The organism is Nitratidesulfovibrio sp. D1, assembly GCF_051133415.1.
In the GTDB taxonomy this organism is placed as follows: domain Bacteria; phylum Desulfobacterota; class Desulfovibrionia; order Desulfovibrionales; family Desulfovibrionaceae; genus Cupidesulfovibrio.
This window is the reverse complement of record NZ_JBPGNZ010000002.1, coordinates 456887-481287: the sequence shown is the minus strand read 5'-3', so window position 1 is coordinate 481287 and position 24401 is coordinate 456887. Positions and strand designations below refer to the sequence as shown.

The window sequence follows — 24401 nt, the reverse complement described above, 5'->3', positions numbered from 1 at the left end:
CGCCCGCGCTGCATGGCGGCACGTCGCCACCCCGCCTCCTCCCCGACATGGCGGGTCCCCCCCAAGGGCGACGGGCCGACCGCGAAGGCGCGGGGGCATGCGACATGCCCCCCGCCTTCGCCCCCTTTCCGGGGGAATGAAAAACGGCGCGCTTCCCTTGGGAGGCGCGCCGTTGCTTCGTCGTGCGGATGTTGCGGAACTGTTGCGGAACCGGTGCGGAGGGGGCACGAGCCCCGGTCCCCTACACCTCGAACAGCATTTCCAGGTCTTCGCGGGTCAGCGACTTCCACGCCTCCTGGCCGGGGATGATGGCCTCGGCCACGCCGCGCTTCATGTCCTGCAACTTCAGGATCTTTTCTTCCACCGTGTTTTCGCAGATCAGCTTGTAGCTGAACACCTGCCGGGTCTGGCCGATGCGGTGGGTGCGGTCGGTGGCCTGGCTTTCCACGGCGGGGTTCCACCACGGGTCGTAGTGGATGACGTAGTCGGCCGAGGTCAGGTTCAGGCCCGTGCCGCCCGCCTTCAGCGAAATGAGGAAGATGGGGATCTCGGGCGTGTTGTTGAAGCGGTCCACCTGCTCGAAGCGGTCCTTGCTGGTGCCGTCCAGGTAGCAGAAGGGAATGGCGTTAATCTGCAACCACGAGCGGATGATGTGCAGCATCTGCACGAACTGCGAGAACACCAGCACCTTGTGGCCTTCCTCCACGATGTCGGTGATCATGTCCTTGAAGGCGTCGAACTTGCCGGAGGGCAGGTTGGTGGTCAGCCCCGGCATGTCCAGCTTCAGCAGGCGCGGGTGGCAGCAGATCTGGCGTAGTTTCAGCAGCGCGTCCAGGATGGACATCTGGCTTTTGGCGATGCCCTTCTCGTCCACGTCGGCCATCACCTGCTCCTTCAGCTTGCGGGCAAGGGCGGTGTACAGTTCCGCCTGCTCTTCGGCCAGGGCGCAGTAGTAGGTGTTCTCGATCTTGGGCGGCAGGTCTTTCGCCACCTCGGACTTGGTGCGCCGCAGGATGAACGGGCGCACCCGGGTGCGCAGGTAGTCCAGCGTTTCGCTGTCGCCGTCCTTGATGGGCTTGATGATGCCCCGCTGGAAGGCGTGCTGCGACCCCAGGAACCCCGGCATCAGGAATTCGAACAGCGACCACAGCTCGAACAGGTTGTTCTCGATGGGCGTGCCCGACAGGCACAACCGCATGCGGGCGTTGATGCGCCGCACGGAACGCGCCGTGATGGTGTTGGGGTTCTTGATGTTCTGGGCTTCGTCCAGGATGATCGAGTTGAACTCGTGCTCCTGCAACTCTTCCAGGTCGCGCCGCAACAGGGCGTAGGTGGTGACCACCAGGTCCGATTCGTCGATGCGGCGGAACATGCCTTCGCGCCGGGTGCCGTAGATGATCAGGCGGCGCAGCTCGGGCACGAACTTCTGGGCTTCGCGGTCCCAGTTGGGCAGCACCGAGGTGGGCACCACGATCAGGTTGGGCCCCACGGCCCCGCGTTCCACCATGTGCTGGATGAACGACAGGGTCTGGATGGTCTTGCCGAGGCCCATCTCGTCGGCCAGGATGCCGCCGAAGCCGTATTCGCGCAGAAAATTGAGGTACGACAGGCCCTGCTGCTGGTACCCGCGCAGCGAGGCGGTAAGCCCCTTGGGCGGGTCGATGGGCCTGATCTCGCGGAAGTTGCGGATCTTGTCGCGCAGGCTGTTCCAGAACGGGTCGGTCTGGGCGTCGGGCAGGTCGTCCAGCAGGCTGTCCAGCACCGGGGCCTCGAACTGCTGGAACTGCTTCTGCGGCGGCTTTTCCGGGTCAAGGCCGAGGGCTTGCAGCTTGTGGGCGATGCGCTTCAGCCAGGCCTCGGGCAGGCTGGTGTACGAGCCGTCCTTGAGCTGCACGTAGCGCTTGCCCTGGGCCCACGCCTTCCAGATCTTGTCGATGGGCACCTTCTGGCCGTCGTATTCCACGGTGATGTCCAGCGAGAACCACTTGTCCTCCTCGCTGCTTTCCACCTTGGCCGTGATGATGGGCTGCGACAGGCGCACCTTGTAGCGCGACAGGGCCTTTTCGCCGTACACCCGGTACAGCTCCACCAGCTTGGGGTAGGCGTCGAGCAGGAAGTTGATGGCCTCTTCCGGCTCCAGGAACCACATGCGGTTGCTGCGCGGCTGAAAGCGCATCTCGGCCAGCAGCGCGGTGAGCGACGCTTCCTCTTCCTGATGGCGGCGGATGAGGCAGGTGTGCCCGTCGATGGTGTAGCTGCCGGTCTGGAATTCGGGGTTGGGGCCGGGCAGGTAGAATTCGCCGTGCACCGTCTCGTAGATGTTCTGGATCTCCAGGGTCAGCAGGCTGCCTTCCTCGTCCAGGAACAGCTTGGGGTTGTACGTGGCCGGCTGGAAGATGGGCTCCATGTGCTTCAGGAACTCTTCCTGCCCGTACAGGTCGCTGGTGGGCAACTTGGTCCACACCCGGTCGAGGAATTCGGAGATGTCCTCCTGCGGGATGACCGGGGGCTGGCGGACAAGGTCCTGCACCAGCTGCGAGTTCAGGCTGGTGTGCACGGGGTAGAACCCCTTGTTCCAGCACACCCACAGCGGCATCTGGCCGTGGAAGGTCACCTCGCTGCCGATGATGGAGAACGGCTGCTTGCCCTCGCGGTGCAGCATCACGTCGAACGACAGCCCTTCGTCGGCCAGTTGCGGCTTCAGCTTCAGGCGCATGGAGGTGCGCTCGATGCGGCAGGGCTGGTCGGTGTCGCCCCAGAACAGGTAGTATTCGTTACGGATGGCCCACAGGAACCAGGTCAGCAGTCCGTCCGGCACCTCGATGCGGTGGCCGTAGTAGTCCACGATCTGGCCGATCTGCTGCGCCACCTGCGCCAGTTGGGGCGAAAGCTCGCACCAGTCGGGGTTGCGCAGGATCTGCTCCAGCGTGATTTCATTATGCACCGTGGACAGGCCCGACTTGTTCTGGCGGCCCCGGAACAGTGAAACCAGCAGCCGCCCCGGCTCGGGGTGGAAGCGGAAGATCAGGTAGTGCTGGCCCGCCTCCGGCTCTATGGCGGTGGAGAAGAAGGCGCGGAAATTCTGCCGCCATTCGGTCTTGGGCCGGGCGGGTTCCTCGCCGCCGGAACGCGTTTCCAGCGACGACAGCATCTTGAGGGCGGTGGCCCCCACGTGCCGGCACACGCCGGAGAACGAATCCGGGCAGTTGCAGTGGTAGGCGGTGGTGCCTTCGCCAAGGCTGACGGACAGCCTGGGCGAATATATCTGGAAGTCCTCCCCCTGGATGCTTCCCTCGACCTCCCAATAGCCGTCGGCCTTTTTCAGGCTCAGCTTCTGGACGCCGCCTTCGGCCAGGATGTCCTGCGACCCGTCCAGGATGTATTCCGGGATGGAATCATGGACGAAGTCCTGCAGGAGCGAACGGACGGATTGCTCCTCGTTCAGTTCCATATGCTCGTGTGCTCCTCTGGAGTCGCAACCGGAGGGGAGGCGCGCATGCCGGATGCGGGCGGGGCGCGCTTCGTGTGTGTCCCCCCGTACGAAGCGCAATTGACCATTTTAGTCCAAAATTGCGCCATTATCAATAGCACGGACGTTTGCTCACGGCGCGGGACAATGATATCCAACGCGCTCGGGGAAAATCCGCCGCGCCACGCGCGGGGATGCGCCCATGCCATCGTGAAATCATACCCCATCCACGGGAATAGGCAATAGCCGGAGGCAATCGCATGAACCGCACCGTCACGCCCGCGCCGCGCGCCGCGCGCGCAGGCTCGTTCCTTCTGGCGCTTTTGCTGTGCCTGCTGCTGTCCGCCTGCGGCGATTCCGCCCCCCAGGGTGGCGAAAAGGCCGGTGAAAAGGCCGCCGCCAACGCCACCGCCGCCGGGGGCAACGCGACCTCTGTACAGGGCGCAGGGGGCGCACAGGGCGCGCAGGCGGCGCCCGGCGAGCCGGTCACCGGCGACCGGATCATTCTCGGCACCATCGGCGAACCGTCCAACCTGCTGCCGTTCATCGCCTCCGACGCCTCGTCGCACGAGGTCAGCGACCAGATCTTCGTGGCCGCGCTGCGCTACGACAAGGACCTGAACATCGAGAAGTGGGCCGCCGCCTCGTACGAAGTGCTGGAGAACGGCACCCTGTTGCGCTTCACCCTGCGCGACGACATCCGCTGGGAAGACGGCAAGCCCCTGACCGCCGACGACGTGGAGTTCACCTACAGGCTCATGGTGGACCCCAAGACCCCCACCCCCTATGCCGAGGACTACCTGGCCATACAGGAGTTCCGCAAGACGGGGCCGCTGTCGTTCGAGGTGCGCTACGCAAAACCCTTCGCCCGGTCGCTGATCACCTGGATGCACGGCATCATGCCCAAGCACCTGCTGGAAGGGCAGGACCTGATGAACACGTCCTTCTCGCGCAAGCCCGTGGGCGCGGGGCCGTACCGGCTGAAGGAATGGGAGGCGGGCACCCGCCTGACGCTGGAGGCCAGCCCCGGCTATTTCCTGGGCCGCCCGTACATCGACGAGGTGGTCTACCGGGTCATCCCCGACCTTTCCACCATGTTCCTGGAACTGAAGGCCCAGCGCCTGGACATGATGAACCTGAGCCCGCAGCAGTACCTGCACCAGACCAACGGGGCCGAATGGGACATGGCCTGGCGCAAGTTCCAGTACCTGTCCTTCGGCTACAGCTACCTTGGCTACAACCTGGCGCTGCCGATGTTCAAGGACGTGAAGGTGCGCCAGGCCCTTGCCTGCGCCATCGACCGCAAGGCGCTGGTGGCCGGGGTGCTGCTGGGGCAGGGCATGCCCACCGTGGGCCCGTACAAGCCCGGCACCTGGGTATACAATGACAGGATCGATGATTATCCGTATGATCCTGCCAAGGCCAGGGAACTGCTGGCCCAGGCCGGATGGGCCGACACCAACGGCGACGGCCTCATCGACAGGGACGGCGCGCCGTTCGCGTTCACCATCCTGACCAACCAGGGCAACGACCAGCGCATCAAGGCGGCCACCATCATCCAGAGCCAGCTCAAGGCCGTGGGCATCGACGTGAAGATACGCACGGTGGAATGGGCTGCCTTCATCAAGGAATTCGTGGACAAGGGGCGCTTCGACGCCGTGCTGCTGGGCTGGAACATCCTGCAAGACCCCGACCTGTACGACGTGTGGCACTCGTCCAAGGCGGTGCCCGGTGGGCTCAACTTCGTGGGCTACAAGAACCCGGAGGTGGACGACCTGCTGGAGCGCGCCCGCTCCACCTTCGACCAGCCGGAGCGCAAGAAGCTGTACGACCGCTTCCAGGAAATCCTGCACCGCGACCAGCCGTACTGCTTCCTGTACGTGCCGTATTCGCTGCCCATCGTCAGTGCGCGCTTCCAGGGGCTGGAACCCGCCCCGGCGGGGCTGACCCACAACTTCACCCGCTGGTGGACGCCGAGGGAGCAGCAGCGGTATCGCATGCAACAGTAACAACTGTTTCCGGATTGTCCTTTCGCCCACCCCACAGCACCCGGCCCCGCCGCCGGGTGCGCGCGATTTCGCGGCACTGACCGGCGGGAACACACAGCCAACTCCGGCCACGGCTCCATCCCGCCCTGGCCGACGCAAACAGGCCCGAACCGCATGATCCGCATCCAGGACGTTCTCGACAAGGTGGCGTCGGTCAACAAGGACGCCGACCTTGCCCTCATCCAGAAGGCCTACGTGTACGCCGCCGCGGCGCACGCGGGCCAGACGCGCCTTTCGGGCGAGCCCTACCTGTCGCACCCGCTGGCCGTGGCCTATACCCTGGCCGAGATGCGCTTCGACGAGGCGGCCATCTCCGCCGGGCTGCTGCACGACACGGTGGAAGACACCACCGTGAGCATCGAGGACATCGACACCCTGTTCGGCGAGGAAGTGGCCGACGTGGTGGACGGGGTCACCAAGATCAGCCAGATGACCTTCGAGAGCAAGGAAGAGGCCCAGGCCGAGAACATCCGCAAGATGATCCTGGCCATGGCGCACGACATCCGGGTGCTCATCGTCAAGCTGGCCGACCGCCTGCACAACATGCGCACCCTGGACTTCCAGAAGCCGCACAAGCAGAAGCTGATCGCCCAGGAAACCATGGACATCTACGCCCCGCTGGCCAACCGGCTGGGGCTGCACCGCATCAAGCTGGAACTCGAAGACCTGAGCTTCCGCTACCTGAAGCCCGACGTCTACGCCCAGATCGACGACTGGCTGGAAACCAACCAGGTGGTGGAACGCCACTACATCGAGCGGGTCATCACCCGTATCCGCGAAATACTGGAGAAGAACGAGATCAAGGGCGAGGTGCGCGGGCGCATCAAGCACAAGTACAGCATCTACAAGAAGATGGTGCAGCAGGACCTGACGCTGGACGACATGCACGACATCATCGCCTTCCGGGTGATCGTGGGCGACCTGCGCGACTGCTACGCCGTGCTCGGGCTGATGCACGCCCAGTGGAAGCCGGTGCACGGCCGGTTCAAGGACTACATCTCCATGCCCAAGGCCAACGGGTACCGCAGCCTGCACACCACGGTCATCGGGCCGGAAGGCGAGCGCATGGAGATCCAGATCCGCACCGAGGAAATGCACCGCCTGGCGGAACACGGCGTGGCCTCGCACTGGCTGTACAAGGAAGGCAGCCGGGTGAACCCGCGCGACCTTGAACAGTTCACGTGGCTGCACGAAATCCTCGACCGCCAGAAGATGGAGACCGACTCCAAGGAGTTCATGCAGTCGCTGCGCCTCGACCTGTTCAAGGACGAGGTGTACGTGTTCACCCCGCGCGGCGACGTGAAGGAACTGCCCGAAGGGGCGACCCCTATAGATTTCGCCTACCTGATTCACACCGAGGTGGGCAACCACTGTGCCGGGGCCAAGGTCAACGGCAAGCTGGTGCCCCTCGGCACCGCCCTGAAGAGCGGCGACACCATAGAGGTCATCACTGACAACGGCCGGCGGCCCAGCCGCGACTGGCTGAAGTTCGTCAAGACGGCCAAGGCCCGCAGCCGCATCCAGCACTACATCCGCACCGAGGAGCGCGAACGGTCCATCGCGCTGGGGCGCGAAATGCTGGAAAAGGAAGGGCGGCGCATGGGCATCAACATCGCCAAGGCCCTGCGCGAGGGCGACCTGCTGCCCGTGGTCAAGGAGCTTTCGCTGGGCAGCGTGGAGGACTTGCTGTCCAACGTGGGCTATGCCCGCTACACCCCCAAGAAGGTGCTGCGCCGCCTGCTGCCCAAGGACGAGGAGGCGGCGGCGGAGGAAGCGGCCAAGGCGGCCGAGGCCACGGCGGCCAGCGCTGCCACGCGCGAGGCCAACCGCCGGGCCGACAGCGTGAGCATCAAGGGGGTGGACGACATCCTGGTGCGCTTCGCCCGCTGCTGCAACCCGCTGCCGGGCGACCCCATCATCGGCTTCATCAGCCGGGGGCGCGGGGTGACGGTGCACACCTCGGACTGCGCCAACGTGCAGACCATGGAGCCGGAGCGGCTCATCTCGGTGTTCTGGGACGGGCAGGAAGACAAGCCCTACCCGGCGCGCATCCACTTGGTGTGCCGCAACGAGAAGGGCGTGCTGGCCCAGATTTCCGCGCTGCTGGCCGAAGAGAACGTCAACATCGACTCCGGCACCATGCGTTCCATGGTGGACGGCAAGTCGGAAGTGGACTTCACCGTGGAGGTACGCGACGTGGCGCACCTGTACCGGGCGCTGGACAAGCTGCGCAAGCTGCCCACGGTGGTGGAAGTGCTGCGCTCCACCTCGACTATGGAATAGAGGGGAATAGAGGAGAATAGCGGGAATAGGGGCGGATGCGGAAGTCGGGGAGCCCCGTGTGAACGCCGCCCACATTTTACTCGCCATGCGTGACAAAAGAGGGGCCTCCTTGCGGAGGCCCCTTTTGCTGGCGCTTGTGAGTGGAGAGGCTGGCCGTTTCCTTGGGTTCGTGTGCCCGCGGCCCCGGCGTGGTCTGGAAGTCTTGTCGGGATTGACGGTGTCCTTGTCTTTCCCCTGCATCGGGCGTGCTGCAAACCGTCCTTTTCCCCGCTGGCTGCGTCAGGCTTCACCGTCCATTTAGGTCGAATACGAGAAGAGTATACTCCCTCATGTCCGGTTCGCTTTCCTTGCCAGCGGCTGAAAAATCCTGGTTTGCCGTCCCGCCCTCCTGTTACTGGCCCAGCAGGTTCAACGCGAGACGGGGCAGGGAGTTGGCCTGCGAAAGCATGGCCACCGCCGCCTGCGACAGAATCTGCTGGCGCACAAATTCCGTCATCTCCATCGACACGTCCACGTCCGATATGCGGGACTCGGCTGCCTGAAGGTTTTCGGCCTGGATTTGCAGGTTGCTGATGGTGTTTTCCAGACGGTTCTGGAGTGCGCCGAGGGCGGCGCGGATCTGGTCCTTGGAGATGATGGCGTTGGTCAGACCTTCCAGGGCCGCCTGCGCCGCGGACTGGGTGGAGATGGACTTGCCCTTGCCGTCGGCGGCCTGGGCGCCCACACCAAGGGCGGACGCGGTCGCGTTGCCGATCTTGATGTAGTAGTAGTCTTCCGCGCAGTCGTTGGCGGAGCCGAAGTGCACCTTGAGCTTGCCGGTGGCCTCGATGCCGGAGCCGTCGTGAGCGCCCGAAAGGTGCCCGTTCAGCAGGTGCACGCCGTTGAAGTCGGTGGAGTTGGCGATTCGGGTGATTTCCGAGGCCATGGCCTGGTATTCCGAATCGATGATCAGGCGCTGGTCCGAGGTGTAGGTGCCGGTGGCGGCCTGCTCGGCCAGTTCCTTCATGCGGATCAGCTTTTCGTCGATGACGCCAAGGGCGCCGTCGGCGGTCTGGATCAGCGAGATGGCATCGTTGGCGTTGCGCGCGCCCTGGTTGAGCGACGCGATGTCGGCGCGCATCAGTTCGCGGATGGCGAGACCGGCGGCGTCGTCGGCAGCCGTGCCCACGCGCAGGCCCGAAGAGAGCCGGCGCACCGAGGTGGCGAGCTTGCCGTACGACAGGCTCAGGTTGTTGGTGGCGTTCATCGCCATCAAGTTGTGATTGATTATCAGTGACATGACCATTCCTCCTTGAATGTGTCGTCACGACTTCCGTTGCCAGATCGGGGGACGCGGCCTTGCGCCTGTGGCGCGGAAATCACCTCCGGTTGGCCGTAGATTCTCCCCTCCCCACTCGCCGGTCGTATCGGCACCCATAAAAAAGGCTTTAGGGCTGGACGGGAATCTTTTTCGGTTTTTTCCGAAATGAGTTCTTAATCGTGTGGGATTGATGGAATTATTTTCCGAATGATTTTTCGCGTGGGCGGGCGGCGGGCGGCGGGCGGAATGAAGCGGCGACGCGGGGGGAACGGGCAGGCGGCCGGGCCGGGGGAACCGATCGCCACGCCAAAAGGCCCGCGCGCACGGGGCGGGCGGGCTCTGGTGCTGGCGGGGGAAACGCCGGACGCGGCGCGCGAGGTTATTTCAGGAATTCGGCCAGGGCGCCGTTGCGTTCCTTGAGCAGGCGCAACATCTGCTCCTGCTGGCGCAGGCGGCGCACGGCCCGTAGCGACAGCCACGCCCCCAGCACCAGCAGGACCAGGTTCAGCGCGCCCACCGGCAGCAGGAAGTGCAGCACGTCCTCAGTGTTGTAATAGCGCGAGGTGGCGATGAGGAAGGTGGTCAGCGACATGGGCAGCGCCACGATGGCGATGCCGGTGCGCAACGCGGCCAGCGAGGTGCGCTTTTCCGCCAGGATCAGTTGTGCCTCGTTGATGATGATGGGCGCGGGGGGCGGCGGGCAGGCCGCCTCGCCGTGCTCCGCCGGTTGGGCGGGGGCCACCGCCTGGAAGTCCACGGGCGAAGGCTGGCGGGCCGGAGCGGGCTGGGGGGAGGCAGCGGCAGAAGCGGCCGGGGCGGCGGCTGGTGGGACGGGCGGCGTTGTGCCCCCGGCGGGTTGGGCGGGCTGGGTCATGGCGTGTCCGGTGACGGGTGAAAAGGGAACCTGCGGCGGTCAGGGACGCGACGTCTTGCCCGCGCTCACGTCGTACTGCCCGCGCGAGCGCACGGTGCACCCCGTTTCCAGCACGAGGGCCAGCGCCAGCACGCACGCCAGCACCAGCAGCGCCCAGCGGGCAAGGCCGCGCCGGACGGAGCCGCCACGCGGGGCGCGGGGCGCGGGAGACGGGGAGCCGGATGCGGGCCCGGATGCAGACATGGTCGCCATGGGAAGCCTCTGCCGTTGCGGTGACGTTTTCCGACCTTCGGATAGTAGCGCGCGCGGTAAAAATGGCAACCCCGCGCCACCCGCGTAACCCGCGTCACCGGCACCAGGGGCCTGCGTGCGGCGCCCGGGTTCCGGGCGGCGTCGCGGGCAGGAGCCTCAGCGCCCGGCGTAGCGGACGCGATAAATGGCCCCGGCGTAGTCGTCCGCGATCAGCAGCGAGCCGTCCGGCAGCACCAGCAGGGCGGCGGGCCGTCCCCACGGCGCGCCATCGCGCAGCCAGCCTTCGGCGAACGGTTCATAGGACACCGCCTGGCCTTGGTCCAGCCGCACCAGGGTCACCCGGTAGCCGATGCGCGTGGAGCGGTTCCACGATCCGTGCTCCGCGATGAACACCTGCCCCCGGTATTCGGCCGGAAACTGCCGCCCCGTATAGAACGCCATGCCCAGCGAGGCCACGTGCGGCCCCAGGTTGCGCGCCGGTGGCGTGGCGGCGGCGCAACCGCCGGGCTCGCCGTATTCCGGATCGGGAATGGTGCCGCCGTGGCAGTACGGAAAGCCGAAATCCAGCCCCGGCACGGGGGCGTGGTTCAGTTCGTCCGGGGGCAGGTCGTCGCCCAGCCAGTCGCGGCCGTTGTCGGTGAACCACAGTTCGCGGGTTTCCGGGTGCCAGTCGAACCCCACGGTGTTGCGTACCCCGCGCGCGAACACTTCCTCGCCGCTGCCGTCGGCCCGCATGCGCAGGATGACGCCGTGGCGCGGGCCGGTGCGGCACACGTTGCACGGCGCGCCCACGGGCACGTAGAGCAGGCCGTCCGGCCCGAAGCCCAGCACCTTGGCGCCGTGGTGCGTCTCCGACGGCAGGTCGGCGCGCACGGTGACCGGGGAGGGCGATGGACCGGGCTGCGGAGAGCCGGGACCAGACGGCGCGGACGCCGCGCCTGCATGCGCCCATTCCTCCACGCCGTCGTAGCGCAGCAGGCGCGACACGGCGGAGACGTACAGCGACCCGTCGCGGAAGGCCACCCCGGCGGGCAGGGGCAACCCCTCCGCCAGACGCAGCACGCGCATGGGGCGCAGGGTGTCGTCCAGGGGCAGGGCGTGCACCAGCCCCGCGCGCATGGACCCCACGAACAGGGTGCGCGTGCCCAGGGCCATCTGCCGCGCGTTGGGCACGCGGGCGTACAGTTCCACGGTGAAGCCCGGCGGCAGCCGCAACGCGCCCAGGGGCAGGTCGTCGGGAACGGCCAGGGCGGCCGGGGCCGGAGGCGCCACGGAAAGGGCCACCACGGCGCGCGGGGCGGCGGGAGAGCCCGCCTGCTCCGGACTGGAGATGGAAGCGGCGGCGGGGAGCGGCAACGCCGATGCGGCCAGCCAGAGCAGCACGATCAGCACGATCAGCACGGCCGGGGGATACGGGAATGGACGGACGGCGGATGGGGCGGTCACGGTGCGCATGCGGCCTCCCTGTGGGATGAAGGGTGCGGTGCGTGGACGTGATCGGCGGGGAACCCGGCGGCGGTGCGCCAACGGGGCGCGGCCCGGCGCGGGAGACCGGCGGTTCCGGTCATCCTTGCAGGGCCGCGCGGAAATGGCAAGCGCGGGGCGAAGCGGCGCGCGTCAGCGTTGCAGGGGCAGGGGCCGCCACCAGAAATCGGTGCCCGGCAGGGCGGCGTAGCCGATGCGCTGGTAGAACCTGGTCAGGCTGGCCAGAGAGCGCTTGGGGTCCACGCCGATGCATTGCGGACCGATGAGCGCCAGGTCTTCCGGGCGCAGCCAGTCCAGGCAGAACTGCAAGGGGCAGGGGCGCAGCAGCGAGGCGCCGCAACCGGCGTGCAGCCACGAGCGTTCCAGCAACTGGCGGGCCAGGCCGTAGCCCCGGTAGGCGGGGGCCACCAGCAGCACGTCCACGTACGAGATGGGGGCGTCGTGAGTGACGGCCATGGCGAAGCGCACGGCGTCCACGGCTTCGCGCAGGTCGTCGTGGTTCAGCCCGGCCAGCGCGGCCACGCCTTCCAGGTTGTGGTATTCGAGGACGAAGCCCCGCAGGCGGCCCACCACGCGCCCGTTGTGCAGCGCGTCGATGGTGTAGGGGTGGATTTCCGGATCGGCGACGGGTTCGACGGTAAGGTGGGTTACGCAGCTTGCGTGTGTCGGGTGCATGGGGGGAAGGGTTTCGGTTGCGGGCGGCGGATGCCGCGCGGTTTCGGCGTATCAGAGCACGGCCCGTCCCGCAACGGGGGGGAGGGGGACGGATGCCGGGGGCAGGGGCAAGCGGCTTGCGGGCGTCGCCGGAAAAGGAACGCGCCGGGCAGGCCCGGCGCGCGAATGGTTGCTTGTGGCGGTGGCGTCCCTGGGGGCTGTTTCAAAATTAGGATTTTCGCCCGTTGGCAAGGAAAACGAGCCTGCCATGGGGGAGTGCCTCAGCCGTTAGGCGAGCGCGCAGCGCGAGTCTTACGGATGAGGACCGCAAAGCGCCCCAGCCGTTATGCGAGTCTTCGAGCATTACGGATGGGGACCGCAACGCATACTCTTCTCGTATTCGACCGATATGGCAGGTGAAGTTTGACGATGCCAACGGGCGAAAAGACAATTTAGAGACAGCCCCTAGAACACCCGCTTGGCCCCGGCCCACTGGTTGCACCACGGCTTGGCGTTCAGCTTGGATATCACCACGCCGTCGGACGAACTGCTGTGGATGAACTTGCCGTCCTCCAGGTAGATGCCCACGTGGTGGATGCGGCGCTTCTTGTTGCGCTTGAAGAACACCAGATCGCCGGTCTGCAACTGTTCGCGGCGTATGGTGCGTCCCTCCAGAAACTGCGACTGCGAGGTGCGCGGCAGGTCGATGCCCACGTTCTCGTACACCCAGCCGGTGAAGCCGGAACAATCGAAACCGGTCTCGCCCGAACCGCCCCGGCGGTAGCGGGTGCCCAGCTTGGACATGGCCACGTTGACCAGCTGCATGCGGGCGTCGATGGCGGTCATGTCCTCGTCGACGTCTTCCGCCTTGGGGTGGTGGTCGCCGGTTTCGTCCATGGCGGCCAGGGCTTCGTCCAGTTCGGCGATGTCGCTGAGCACGCCGTCGGCCAGGGTGTCGTCGCCTTCCTCGTCGTCCTCGGCGTATTGGGAACCGGTGTTGTCGAGGCGGGTGGACCCATCCAGGCGCGGGGCAATGTCGCAGGCGGCCCCGGCGTCCTCGTTGGCGGTGGCGGATTCTGCCATGGCGGCGGGCTGGTCCGTGTCATGCGCGGTTTTGGCAACCTGACGGACGCAGGCGGGGCCGGCCAGGGTCATGGCGAGCAGCAGCGGCAGAAGGCGGGCGCAGGCGCGGAATAGCGGCGACGGTCCGTTCTTTGTCGTCATGTGCATGGCGGCGTTCGGTGGTGTTGCGGTGTTGGCGGCTTTGGAGACGAACTGGCCGGGGGCGGATGCATGCCTTTGGTTTCAGGGGCCTGCGGCCGTCCGGCGTGCGGTGGAACCGGATATGGACTGTGGCTGTGGCGGCTGCGGGAAACGGGTGTTTCGCGCCGACGGTTTCCTTGGTGCCAAGAAAACGGCGTTTTGGCAACCCGCTCGTGACGGCGGGCGCAAGCGGGCGGGCGCGTTCCGGAACGATTTCCAGACAGAAAAAGGGCTTGTGGCCGGATGCGTGACGACCGGGGCCTCAGCAGGCCAGGGGCGCACCGGCGGATGGGTGGGGGCGTATGTGCAGCAGGTCGTCGCTTTTGTCATGCTCGATGATGGACAGGTCGTATGCCGACTGGAGATTCATCCAGAACGCGGCGCTGGTGCCGAAGAACCGCGCGAGCCGCGCCGCCGTGTCGGCCGTGACGCCGCGTCGCCGGTGGACGATGTCCGAGATGCGGGTGGCGGGCACGCCCAGGGCCACGGCAAGGGCGTGGGGCGTGATGCCGAGGGGGGACAGGAATTCTTCGCGCAGGATTTCGCCTGGGTGGGTACGGATGCGCATGGCGTCCTCCTTAATGGTAATCGACGATTTCGACTTCGTGGGCGGCTCCGTCCCGCCAGACGAAGCAGATACGCCACTGGTCGTTGATCCGGATGCTGTGCTGCCCTTGCCGGTCGCCCTTGAGCGCTTCAAGGCGGTTGGCGGGGGGAATGCGCAGGTCGTCAAGGCAGGCCGCGGCGTCCAGCATGTCGAGCTTGCGCAGGGCGACGCTGGTGAAGGCGCTGAACCTGCGGGTTGGCGTGCCTTCAAAGATGGCTCGTGTTTCCTTGCACCGGAACGATGCGATCATTGTACGTCCAGCGTTTACCGTTTGGCGTTAAACTAGTCCGCGCGCCCCCGGCTGTCAACCCCGGGCGGTATGCAGGCCCCCCAACGGAAAAAGGGCTTGTGGCGTTCACCACAAGCCCTTGACCGTTCTGGTCGGGATGAGAGGATTCGAACCTCCGGCCTCAGCGTCCCGAACGCTGCGCTCTAGCCAAGCTGAGCCACATCCCGTCGAGGAAGAGGTGTTTAGCGCGGGTGGGTGGGAATGGCAAGCGTTTTTATGGGCGGTTGTCAAAAAGAGTGGGTTCACCTATTGTACATACGGCCAAGTTTACTGGCAGTCCCGCCGTTCAAGGGCACGGAGCGGCGCACTGCGCCGGGCGCATAGCCCGTCTCGGCGATGCCGGACGGCTTGGCCCACGATACGGATACCCATTGCGAATCGTACGCGAGTTCCGGGGCCGGAACATGCCGTTCCGGTACAGGGAGGAACCCGACGCCCGGACGTTCCCGAGGAGACCCGAGTGATCACGGTTGTCGTTGTCGATGATTCCGCCTTCATGCGCAAGGCGCTTTCCAGCATGCTCGAAAAAGACCCCGAAATCAGCGTGGTGGCCGTGGGCCGCGATGGTGAGGAAGGGCTTGAACTGGTGCGCAGGCACAATCCCGATGTAGTGACCCTGGACATCGAGATGCCGCGCATGGACGGGTTGACCGCGCTGCGCCGCATCATGATGGAGATGCCCCGCCCGGTGCTGATGGTCAGTTCGCTGACCACCGAAGGGGCGGAAGCCACCCTCAAGGCCCTGGAACTGGGCGCCGTGGACTTCATCCCCAAGCAGCTGTCCAAGGTTTCGCTGGACATCGTGCGCATAGAGGATGAACTGCGCGAGAAGGTGAAGGAAATTTCGCGCCGCAAGTTCCTGCGCACGCCCCGCTCGTTGCGCGCCCCCCGCCCCCTGGGCGACGGGGGCGCCGCCGTTTCCCCGGGGCCGGGCGGTGGCGCCGTCACGGGGGCGGGCGACGGCGGCTCGCGCCCGGTGCTCACCCCACGCACCGGCCGTCCGGTGCGCGATATCGTGGCCATCGGCGTTTCCACCGGCGGGCCGCCCGCCGTGCAGAAGGTGCTGTCGCAGCTTCCGGCCGACTTTCCGGCCAGCATCCTCATCGCCCAGCACATGCCCGCCGCGTTCACCGGCCCCTTCGCCAAGCGGCTGGACGGCGTGTGCCGCATCGCGGTGAAGGAGGCCGAGAACGGCGAACGCCTGCGCCCCGGCACCGCGTACATCGCGCCCGGCGGCAAGCACCTGCGTGTGGACCAGAAGATCAGCATGGTCGAGGTGGTGGTCACCCCGGAACCGGCGGAGGCGTTGTACAAGCCATCGGCCAACGTGCTCATCGAATCGGTGGCCCAGGCCATGGGCCGCCGCACCCTGGGCGTCATCCTCACCGGCATGGGCAGCGACGGACTGGAAGGCGTGCGCGTGCTGAAGCAGAAGGGCGGCCGCGCGCTGGCCCAGAGCGACGCCACCTGCGTGGTCTACGGCATGCCCAAGGCCATCGTGGACGCCGGGTTGGCGGACGAAATCATAGACATAGACGACATGGCCTCTGCCATAATGACGGGACTGTACAAATAGCCTGCGCCAAATGCCGCGCCAGCGCGGCGCCGCAAGGCGACCGGCGGACGCGGCGCGGCCCGGCGGGATCGGGTCAGGCAATAAGGCCAGCCATTCACGGAAGGACGGGAGTATGTCCGAACAGCAGATCATCGAGCAACTCCAGGGCGACGACGTCGAGGCGATCCGCGAGGCGGCCTATGCCGCCGGGAACCTTCGGCTGGAAAGCGCCGTGCCGCATCTGGTGGCGCAGATCCAGAGCCACAACATAGGGGTGCAGGAAGCGGCCGACCGGGCCCTGCGCAAGGTAGGGGGCGTGACCGCCGTGCGCGGGGTGCTGCCCCTGTTGCGGTCGGACGACGCGCCCATCCGCAACATCGCCATGGACGTGCTGCGCGAGATCGGGGCCGACGACTTCGACTCGCTGAAGCAGCTGCTGCATGACGACGACCCCGACATGCGCATCTTCGCTTCCGACATCCTGGGCACCTCGGAAAGCATCCTCGCGGTGCCCCCGCTGTGCGAGGCCCTTCTGCGCGACCCCGAGGTCAACGTGCGCTACCAGGCCGCCGTCAGCCTTGGCACCCTGGCCTTCCCCGACGCGGCGGAATGCCTGAACAAGGCCATGATGGACGAGGAGTGGGTGCAGTTCTCGGTCATCGAGGCGTTGACCAAGATCCGGGCCGAATCCTCGGTCAACGCGCTGGTCAAGGCGCTGGACGCGGCGTCCGACCTGGTGGCCTCCATGATCGTGGACGCCCTGGGCGAGATGGGCAACATCAAGGCCGTGCCGCTGCTGCTGAAACGCCTGGACAAGTCGCCCGGCCCGCTGCGCAACAAGATCGCCAAGGCCATCGTCAACGTGCTGGGCGGCAAGTCGCTGTCCCTGCTGGGTGAAAAGGACCGGCTGCGCCTGCGCGACTACCTGCTGGCCGCCATGGACGACGAGGACGAGGACGTGCAGAACGCCGCCATGCGCGGCCTTGCCAGCATCGGGGGGGCAGAGGCCACCGAGGCGGTGCTGAAGGTGGCCGTGACGCTGGACCCCGACCGCGACCACGAACGCCTGGTGGCCTGCGTGCACAGCCTGGCCGACATCGGCTTCAACGCTTCGGTGGACCGCCACGTGCGCGGCGACGACGAGCACACCCTGCTCATCCTCGTCGAGGCCATCCGGGGCATGCCCAGCCGCCACGGCATCGACGTGCTGCGCGGGGTGTTCTGGGACAAGCCGCGCGACGCGCAGCGGGCCATGTCCACGGTGCTGGCCGAACGCTGCGACCCCAGCGACCGCGATTTCTTCATCGACGTGCTGGACCGCCACAACGACGCCCACGTGCTGAAGGCCGCCCTGCACTACCTGGGCCGCCGGGCCAAGGCGGTGGAGGCGGGCGAGCGCATGCTGGCCCTGCTGGAACATCCCTACGACGACGTGAAGGAAGCCGCCCTCGACGCGTGCATCGCCCTGAACGACCCCGGCATGAACGCCCGCTTCCGCGAATCGTTCCGCAGCCCGGACCCGCTGCACCGCATGATGGCCGTGTACGCCATGGGGCGCTTCGACGTGGACGCGAACCTGGCCGAACTCACCGAAGCGCTGGAGGACGAGATTCCCGACGTGCGCAAGGTGGCGCTGGAGGCGGTGGCCAACGTCTGCCCCTTCACCAGCGAACGGCTGGAACTGGTGGTGCCCCGCCTGCACGACGAAAACCGCGAGGTGCGCCTGGCGCTCATCGAGCTTCTGGGCAACTGCGGCGAAGGCAACGTCTTCCCCTACCTCATCCAGGCCCTGGACGACCCGGACGACTGGGTGCGGGTGCGGGCCATCGAGGCGCTGGGCTCGCTGAAGGATTCCGACGCGGTGCCGCAACTGGTGGCGCTGACGGAAAACGCCGGGCACCTGGTGCTGCTGAAGGTGGTGGAAGCGCTGGGGGCCATCGGCGGCAACGTCGCGTTCCGGGCGTTGCTGCACCTGATGGAATCGGAGGACCCGGAGGTCCAGCAGGCCGCCGAGACGGCGGCCGCCCGCATCCACGAGGAACAAGGAGTGGATGACTGATGTCCTCGCTGTTCTCCAACTCCATCACGCTGCGCAAGGAACTGAAGATCTCCGACGAGGAGTTCGTGCAGCTGCGCGACTTCATCTACCAGCAATGCGGCATCTACATCGCGGAAAACCGCAAGTACCTGGTGGAAAACCGCCTGTCGAACCGCCTCAAGGAACTGAACCTCAAGAACTTCGGCGAGTACTACTACTTCCTGCGTTACGACGCCAACAAGCGGGTGGAGCTCAACCGGCTGTTCGAGGTGGTGACCACCAACGAAACCAGCTTCTACCGCAACCCACCGCAGTTGCAGGTGTTCCAGGAACACGTGCTGAAGACCGTCCTGAACGAACTGCGCGCCAAGGGACAGAAGCGGCTGCGCATCTGGTCGGCCGGGTGCTCCACCGGGGAAGAGCCGTACACCCTCGCCATCATCCTGCACGAGGTGCTCAAGACCGAGCTTGCGAGCTGGGACATCAAGATCACCGCCAACGACCTGTCCGAGGCGGTGCTGGCCTCGGCCCGGCGCGGCGTCTATTCCGACTACGCCCTGCGCACCACCCCCAAGGAGATCATCGATCGCTACTTCATCAAGGAAGGCACCCAGTTCAAGGTGGATCCCAAGCTGAAGCAGCTGGTGAACTTCGGGCAGATCAACCTCAGCGACCGCATGGGGCTGAAGCGGGTGGAGCGTTCGCACATCGTGTTCTGCCGCAACGTGATCATCTACTTCGACGACGAGATGAAGAAGCAGGTCATCGGCTCGTACTACGACAACTTGCTGCCCGGCGGATACCTGCTCATCGGGCATTCGGAATCGCTGCACAACATCACCCGCGCCTTCAAGCCGGAACACCACACCGGCGCCATCATCTACCGCAAGCTGGAGTGACGGCGGCGGCAAGGGAGACGGCAACGTGACGGAACGGAACCAATCCGTGCCCGGAAAGGTGGGCGCGGCCGGGAAGCGCCCCTCGGGTACGGGCGCACGGGACGGCCGATGGGCGCGCGGGTAGTCGCCATCGCCAACCAGAAGGGGGGCGTGGGCAAGACCACCTCCACCCTGACGCTGGGCGCGGCGCTGGCGCGCCGGGGCAAGCGCGTGCTGATCATGGACCTTGATCCGCACGCCAACGCCTCGGTGCACCTCCGGTTCTACCCGGAGGACCTGGACGTGACCATGTACGACCTGTTCATGGTCGACGAGGCGGCCTGGCCCGGCCTGTGGAAGCGCCTGGTGCGCCGCAACGAAGGGCAGGACTGGGACGTGGCCCCGGCAAGCATCCAGCTTGCCGAACTGGATGTGGACCTGAAGGGCCGCAAGGGCAAGGGAGCGATACTGCAACAGGCCATCGCGCACGTGCGCGACGACTACGACTTCATCATCATCGACTGCCCGCCGCACGTGGGCATCCTGCTGGTGAACGCGCTGGTGGCCTGCGATTTGCTTGTCATTCCCATCCAGACCGATTTTCTGGCGCTGCACGGCCTGAAACTGTTGTTCGACACCATCCGGGTGCTCAACAAGGTGCTGCCGCAGCCCATCAGGTACCGGGCCCTGGCCACCATGTTCGACAAGCGGGCCAGGGCGTGCAACAGGGTGCTCGAACTGCTGGCGCAGAAGATGGGACCGAAGATGTTCAACACGGTGGTCGGCATGGATACCCGCTTTCGCGAGGCCAGCGCGCAGGGCAGGGTGATCTACGATCTCGATCCCGACAGCCGGGGGGCGCGTGCCTACGACGCGCTGGCCGAAGAGATGTTGCAATCATGACCCAGCGTTCACCCGAGGAGTACTTCCGCCAGCACGATTTCGGCTCGGAAGCGGCCACGGGCGGCGGAGGCGAGTTCACCGCCGCCGAACGGGCCTTCATGCAGAAGTATCTTGGCGTCGAGGAAGGCGACATCCTGCGCCGCATCGGCATCGATCCTTCGCGCGCAGGGGCCGCCGGAGCGGCGGCGGACGGAGCAGTGGGCGTTCCCGGTATCGACGACGAGGCGGAAGCGCTGGACGCCCGCCTGCGCCGCGAACCGGTGCTGCAAATGGTGGGGTTTTTCCTGGGGGCCCAGGAATTCGCCGTGCCCACCGAGGCCGTGCAGGAGGTCATCAAGTTTTCCACGCCCACGCGCCTGCCCGCCGCCCCGTCGTTCGTGGCGGGCATCGTCAACCTGCGCGGGCGGGTCACGCCGCTGGTGCGGCTGCGCGAACTGCTGGACGTGCCCCATGGGGATGACGGGGGGTACGGGGGCGGCGAGGGCGCCGGAAGCGCCGGGGGCGAGGACAAATTCATCATCGTCTGCCGCAGGCGCGGCCTGCAAATGGGCATGATGATCGAGCGGGTGCACACCATGTACCGGGTGCCGCAACAGGATATCGACTGGGCCATCGAATCGCACCTCGGCGTCAGCGTGGACTTCGTGTCCGGCCTGCTCAAGGCGGGCGAACGCCTGGTGAGCATCGTTTCGGTGGACAAGATACTCGACTGTGTTCTGAAACGCTGAGGAGGCACGCATGAGCAAGCATATATTGATCGTGGACGACTCCAAGACCGTTCGCAACCTTGTCGCCTTCATCATGAAAAAGGAAGGCTTCAAGGTGACCACGGCGGAGGACGGACTCGACGGTCTGGAGAAATTGTACTCCTCCGAAAAGGTCGATCTGATCATCTCCGACGTGAACATGCCGCGCATGGACGGGTTCACCTTCATCAAGACGGTGCGTGAGCAGGAAGCCTACCGCGACCTGCCCATCGTGGTGCTGTCCACCGAAGGGCAGGAAAAGGACATCCAGATGGGCATGAGCCTTGGCGCCAACCTGTACATGGTCAAGCCCGCCCAGCCGGAAAAGATGGTCAAGAACATAAAGATGCTGCTCGGTTGACCGATACGATGCAGTGTAGTGGTTCCGAACGCGCGGCACGGCGCCGCGCCAAGGCTTTCTGGGGGCCCGGGAATCCCGGTGCGGGCGGCCATGGCGCCGCGCCGAACGGCATCCCGGCTATCGAGCACGGCCACGCCCCGGCCTACCTGAGGTGAGGGTATGAGTCAGGATTTCATGGATCCGGAAATATTCGCCGATTTCATCGTCGAAGCCAAAGAGCACCTCGAGACCATCGAGCCCAACCTGCTCGAACTCGAGAAGGCGCCGGACAATCTCGCGCTGCTGAACGAGATATTCCGCCCCATGCATTCGCTGAAGGGCGCGTCCGGCTTTCTGGGGCTGAACCGGATCAACGGCCTTGCGCACCGCGCCGAAAACATCATGGACGAGTTGCGCAAGGGGGACATGACCGTCACCTCCGAGATCATGGATGTCATCCTCTCGGCCACCGACGCGTTGCGCCAGATGGTGGACAACCTTGATTCAACCGGCGGCGAGGGCGACGTGGAGACCGAATCCATCATCGCCACCATCGACGCCATCATGGCCGGAGACGCCCCGGCGGCGGCTCCGCGACCCGCGCCCGCCGCTCCGCCCCGAGCGCCAGCGCCGGTGGCGGAGCCCGAGCCCGTGGCGGCGGCGCAACCCGCGCCAGCGCCTGCCCCGGCTCCCGCCCCCGAACCCGTGCCCGCCGCGCCGCAGCCCCAGCCGGAACGCATCGCCCCGGCAGAGGGCGGTTCCGCCGAATGGATAGCCACGCTGGAGCCCATGGAGTCCTACGCCCTGACCGCCTTCGGCGAAGGGCACCTCAAGGACTTCATCGACGAGGCCCGCGAGATGGCGGAAAACCTCAGTTCCGGGCTGCTGGAACTGGAGCGCAACCCCACCGGGCAGGGCGAACTGGTCAACGACCTGTTCCGCTTCTTCCACAACCTCAAGGGCAACAGCGGCATCATCGGCTTCGCCGAACTGAACAGCCTGACCCACGAGGCGGAAACCCTGCTCAACAACGTGCGCCGGGGCGAGATGACCGGCTCGCACGAACTGGTGGACCTGCTGCTGCTGGTGGTGGACCTGCTGGAAGCGCTGGTGTCGCGCATCGACCCGGCCACTGGCAACGTCACCCCGTTCGACATTTCGGTCATCCTCGACTGCCTGCGCAAGGCGGTGGCGGGTGGCGAGATCACCCTGCCCGACGGCCTCGGCGGACGCCGGGCCGCTCCGGTGGCCGAGGCGCCTGAGGAGGCGGAAGCCCCCGCATCGGGTGCCGCCACAGCGGACGGCGACGAGGACATGCCGTCGCCCCCCGTGGCCCCCGGCTACGACCCCGACGACGTGGCGCTGTTCATCAACACGGTGCGCCAGCAGATGGACAACGTCGGCGTGGCCCTGAAGACCCTTGCCGCCGACGGCACCCAGCGCGAGTACATCGACGCGCTGTACCGGTGCCTGGTCACCATCCAGAATTCCTCGGGCTACATGGGGCTGGACGAAATCCGCGTCTATGCGGAACGCACCGCCGGTCTGGTGGACCAGGCGCGCTTTTCGGGCATGGATTTCAGCCTGATGGTGGACCTGATGGAGCAGGAAACCTCCATCATCGGCGACATGCTGGAAAAGCAGATCGCCCGCATCAGCACGCCCGCGCCTGCGCAGGCTCCCGAAGCCGCTCCCGCCCCGGCTCCAGTTCAGGAGGCCAAGGCCGCGCCCGCTCCCGCTCCGGCGGCAGCCACACCGGCCGAGGCAACCGGGGGCGATGCCGACGACGAAGAGCCGGAGGACGACGATGCGGCTGTGGTCACCATTTCCTCGGTGACTGGGGTGACTGGGGTGACCGGCTCCCCCGCGTCCGCCGAGGCGGTGAAGTCTGCCGCTCAGGCCCCCGCATCTGCCGTTGCCGCCCCGGCGGCGCCTCCGAAGCCTTCGGCCCCGGCAACGCCGCCCAAGCCCGCCGCTCCGGCTGCTCCGTCGGCCCCTTCGGGAGGTCAGGGTGCCGCAGCCGCCGCGCAGGCCCAGCAGGCCGGCACGGCCAAGGCGTCGTCCACCATCCGCGTGGACCACGAGAAGCTCGACCACCTGATGAACCTCATCGGCGAACTGATCATCAACCGCAACCGCTACACCATGCTGGCCCGCAGGCTGGAGGACGACACCAACGTGGTCATCGCCGAGGTGGCCCAGGACCTGTCCGAAACCACCTACGCCATGGCGCGCATCTCGGACGACCTGCAGGACACCATCATGAAGGTGCGCATGGTGCCGGTGTCGTCGGTGTTCTCGCGCTTCCCGCGCCTGGTGCGCGACCTGTCGCGCAAGAGCGGCAAGGAAGTGGACCTGATCCTGGAAGGCGAGGAGACGGAACTGGACAAGAGCGTGGTGGAGGTCATCGGCGACCCGCTGGTGCACCTCATCCGCAACGCGGTGGACCACGGCGTGGAGTCCGAGGACGAGCGGGTGGCCAAGGGCAAGAAGGCCAAGGGCAAGGTGACCCTGCGCGCCTACCACAAGGGCAACTCCGTCGCCATCGAGATCGAGGACGACGGCAAGGGCATCGACCCGGAAAAGATGCGCGAAGTGGCCGTGCGCAAGGGCATCGTCTCGCCCGACGAAGCCAAGGCCATGGACGACCGCGAGGCCATGGAACTCATCTTCGCCCCCGGCTTCTCCTCGGCAGAGAAGATCACCGACATCTCCGGGCGCGGCGTGGGCATGGACGTGGTGCGCACCAACATCAAGAACCTGAAGGGCAGCGTCAGCATCCATTCCGAGATCGGCAAGGGCACCCGCTTCACCCTGTCCCTGCCGCTGACCCTCGCCATCATCGACGCGCTGATGGTCAACGTGGCGGGCGAGATGTACGCCATCCCGCTGGACGCCGTGTCGGAAACCACCAAGATCGAGGCGCGCCGCCTTACCGACGTCAAGGGCCGCAAGGCCGTGACCCTGCGCGGCGAAGTGCTGGGCATCGCCTCGCTGTCCGAACTGCTGGGCCTGCCCAAGGGCGACAAGCAGGACGTGCTGTCCGTGGTGGTCATCCACGACAACGACCGGCGCCTGGGCCTGGTGGTGGACCGGCTGCTGGAACGGCAGGAAATCGTCATCAAGCCCCTGGGGGCCTACCTCGGCGACCTCAAGGGCATCTCGGGCGCGACCATCATGGGCGACGGCAGTGTCATCCTGATTCTGGACCCGCACGAGGTGTATATGATGGCCACCTCGAAAGCGATTTAAGGCTCCGCCAGCAGTTTCCCCAGAACAGAACGCCCCCGTCCGGCAGCACCGGGCGGGGGCGTTTTTCTTTGGGATCGGGCGGATGGGCCAGGGGCTGTTTCCAAATTAGGGTTTTCGTTCGTTGGCAAGGAAAACGAGCCTGCCATAAGGGAATATACTCTTTGG

18 protein-coding genes and 1 tRNA gene are annotated in these 24401 nt (G+C 66.3%); 9 read left to right on the top strand and 10 right to left on the bottom strand.

Features of this window, described 5'->3' with window-relative positions:
* Positions 1-241 precede the first annotated feature (241 nt).
* Positions 242-3451, bottom strand: a complete 3210-nt coding sequence (locus tag ACR4XJ_RS05195; RefSeq protein WP_434754205.1) for an SNF2-related protein — start codon at positions 3449-3451, stop codon at positions 242-244.
* Between the two features lie 278 nt (positions 3452-3729).
* Here ACR4XJ_RS05195 and ACR4XJ_RS05190 point away from each other — a divergent pair, with 278 nt between their 5' ends.
* Entirely contained in the window at positions 3730-5478 is a 1749-nt protein-coding gene (locus ACR4XJ_RS05190) for a peptide-binding protein (protein ID WP_434754204.1), read from the top strand.
* A 153-nt stretch (positions 5479-5631) separates the two neighbouring features.
* Positions 5632-7800 (top strand): RelA/SpoT family protein, encoded by a 2169-nt coding sequence (locus tag ACR4XJ_RS05185; RefSeq protein WP_434754203.1) that lies wholly within the window; start codon positions 5632-5634, stop codon positions 7798-7800.
* A 391-nt stretch (positions 7801-8191) separates the two neighbouring features.
* Here ACR4XJ_RS05185 and ACR4XJ_RS05180 read toward each other — a convergent pair whose 3' ends face one another.
* The 9 genes from ACR4XJ_RS05180 to ACR4XJ_RS05140 all read right to left on the bottom strand — a co-directional run bounded on the left by ACR4XJ_RS05180 (position 8192) and on the right by ACR4XJ_RS05140 (position 14691).
* Positions 8192-9079, bottom strand: a complete 888-nt coding sequence (locus tag ACR4XJ_RS05180; RefSeq protein ID WP_434754202.1) for a flagellin — start codon at positions 9077-9079, stop codon at positions 8192-8194.
* 400 nt (positions 9080-9479) lie between these two features.
* Positions 9480-9974, bottom strand: a complete 495-nt coding sequence (locus ACR4XJ_RS05175) for a hypothetical protein (protein WP_434754201.1) — start codon at positions 9972-9974, stop codon at positions 9480-9482.
* Positions 9975-10013: 39 nt separating this feature from the next.
* Entirely contained in the window at positions 10014-10226 is a 213-nt protein-coding gene (locus ACR4XJ_RS05170; protein WP_434754200.1) for a hypothetical protein, read from the bottom strand.
* Between the two features lie 156 nt (positions 10227-10382).
* Positions 10383-11681 carry a PQQ-dependent sugar dehydrogenase gene (locus tag ACR4XJ_RS05165; RefSeq protein WP_434754199.1) on the bottom strand — a complete coding sequence of 433 codons (1299 nt, stop codon included), beginning with the start codon at positions 11679-11681 and terminating at the stop codon, positions 10383-10385.
* Positions 11682-11843: 162 nt separating this feature from the next.
* Positions 11844-12386: an N-acetyltransferase gene (locus ACR4XJ_RS05160; protein ID WP_434754198.1), complete on the bottom strand. Its 543-nt coding sequence runs from the start codon at positions 12384-12386 to the stop codon at positions 11844-11846.
* Between the two features lie 444 nt (positions 12387-12830).
* Positions 12831-13448, bottom strand: coding sequence for a C40 family peptidase (locus ACR4XJ_RS05155; protein ID WP_434754197.1), 618 nt, complete (start codon positions 13446-13448; stop codon positions 12831-12833).
* A gap of 442 nt (positions 13449-13890) precedes the next feature.
* Entirely contained in the window at positions 13891-14196 is a 306-nt protein-coding gene (locus ACR4XJ_RS05150) for a HigA family addiction module antitoxin (RefSeq protein ID WP_434754196.1), read from the bottom strand.
* A gap of 10 nt (positions 14197-14206) precedes the next feature.
* Positions 14207-14485, bottom strand: coding sequence for a type II toxin-antitoxin system RelE/ParE family toxin (locus ACR4XJ_RS05145; RefSeq protein ID WP_434754195.1), 279 nt, complete (start codon positions 14483-14485; stop codon positions 14207-14209).
* Between the two features lie 128 nt (positions 14486-14613).
* Positions 14614-14691 (bottom strand) — tRNA-Pro (locus tag ACR4XJ_RS05140).
* A gap of 293 nt (positions 14692-14984) precedes the next feature.
* Between ACR4XJ_RS05140 and ACR4XJ_RS05135 the strand changes: the two genes are divergently transcribed.
* From ACR4XJ_RS05135 to ACR4XJ_RS05105, 7 genes are all read left to right on the top strand, one after another.
* Positions 14985-16100 (top strand): protein-glutamate methylesterase/protein-glutamine glutaminase, encoded by a 1116-nt coding sequence (locus ACR4XJ_RS05135; protein ID WP_434754194.1) that lies wholly within the window; start codon positions 14985-14987, stop codon positions 16098-16100.
* Between the two features lie 112 nt (positions 16101-16212).
* Positions 16213-18138 (top strand): HEAT repeat domain-containing protein, encoded by a 1926-nt coding sequence (locus ACR4XJ_RS05130; RefSeq protein WP_434754193.1) that lies wholly within the window; start codon positions 16213-16215, stop codon positions 18136-18138.
* Positions 18138-19016: a CheR family methyltransferase gene (locus tag ACR4XJ_RS05125; RefSeq protein ID WP_434754192.1), complete on the top strand. Its 879-nt coding sequence runs from the start codon at positions 18138-18140 to the stop codon at positions 19014-19016. The genes ACR4XJ_RS05130 and ACR4XJ_RS05125 overlap by 1 nt, the downstream gene beginning before the upstream one ends.
* A 108-nt stretch (positions 19017-19124) precedes the next feature.
* Positions 19125-19898 carry a ParA family protein gene (locus ACR4XJ_RS05120; RefSeq protein ID WP_434754191.1) on the top strand — a complete coding sequence of 258 codons (774 nt, stop codon included), beginning with the start codon at positions 19125-19127 and terminating at the stop codon, positions 19896-19898.
* Complete coding sequence (locus ACR4XJ_RS05115) at positions 19895-20626, top strand: chemotaxis protein CheW (protein ID WP_434754190.1); 732 nt, start codon at positions 19895-19897, stop codon at positions 20624-20626. The genes ACR4XJ_RS05120 and ACR4XJ_RS05115 overlap by 4 nt, the downstream gene beginning before the upstream one ends.
* A 10-nt stretch (positions 20627-20636) precedes the next feature.
* Complete coding sequence (locus ACR4XJ_RS05110; RefSeq protein WP_012611924.1) at positions 20637-21005, top strand: response regulator; 369 nt, start codon at positions 20637-20639, stop codon at positions 21003-21005.
* A gap of 159 nt (positions 21006-21164) precedes the next feature.
* On the top strand, positions 21165-24236 hold the full coding sequence (locus tag ACR4XJ_RS05105) for an Hpt domain-containing protein (RefSeq protein ID WP_434754189.1): 3072 nt from the start codon (positions 21165-21167) through the stop codon (positions 24234-24236).
* Positions 24237-24401 lie beyond the last annotated feature (165 nt).